We start from the raw sequence: 1,039 nt of genomic DNA on the forward strand, positions 1-1,039 counted from the left end.
AAGAATCAGCTTTGTGGTCAAGCCCTCGGCCTATTAGTACCGGTCCGCTACACCCCTCACGGAGCTTCCACGCCCGGCCTATCAACCCGGTGGTCTACCGGGAGCCTTACCCCATCAAGTGGGTGGGAGACCTCATCTTGAAGCAGGTTTCCCGCTTAGATGCTTTCAGCGGTTATCCTTCCCGAACGTAGCCAACCAGCCATGCCCCTGGCGGGACAACTGGCACACCAGAGGTCCGTCCATCCCGGTCCTCTCGTACTAGGGACAGCCCTTCTCAAGTCTCCTGCGCGCGCAGCGGATAGGGACCGAACTGTCTCACGACGTTCTAAACCCAGCTCGCGTACCGCTTTAATGGGCGAACAGCCCAACCCTTGGGACCTACTCCAGCCCCAGGATGCGACGAGCCGACATCGAGGTGCCAAACCATCCCGTCGATATGGACTCTTGGGGAAGATCAGCCTGTTATCCCCAGGGTACCTTTTATCCGTTGAGCGACCACGCTTCCACAAGCCATGGCCGGATCACTAGTCCCTGCTTTCGCACCTGCTCGACCTGTCGGTCTCACAGTCAAGCCCCCTTGTGCACTTGCACTCGCCACCTGATTGCCAACCAGGCTGAGGGAACCTTTGGGCGCCTCCGTTACTCTTTAGGAGGCAACCGCCCCAGTTAAACTACCCACCAGACACTGTCCCTGATCCGGATCACGGACCGAGGTTAGACATCCAACACGATCAGAGTGGTATTTCAACGCCGGCTCCACCCGAACTAGCGTCCGGACTTCACAGCCTCCCACCTATCCTACACAAACCGAGTCGAACACCAATATCAAGCTATAGTGAAGGTCCTGGGGTCTTTCCGTCCTGCTGCGCGAAACGAGCATCTTTACTCGTAGTGCAATTTCGCCGGGTCCGTGGTTGAGACAGTCGAGAAGTCGTTACGCCATTCGTGCAGGTCGGAACTTACCCGACAAGGAATTTCGCTACCTTAGGATGGTTATAGTTACCACCGCCGTTTACTGGCGCTTAAGTTCTCAGCTTCG

Annotated in this window: 1 rRNA gene; it reads right to left on the reverse strand. The window is 56.9% G+C overall.

Annotated features, from left to right (window positions below):
* Positions 1 to 13: 13 nt before the first annotated feature.
* Positions 14 to 1,039: ribosomal RNA gene (locus GWK61_RS54735) — 23S ribosomal RNA — on the reverse strand; the annotation flags it as partial.

Origin of the sequence: Catenulispora rubra (assembly GCF_015356825.1) — a bacterium.
Lineage (GTDB): Bacteria > Actinomycetota > Actinomycetes > Streptomycetales > Catenulisporaceae > Catenulispora > Catenulispora rubra.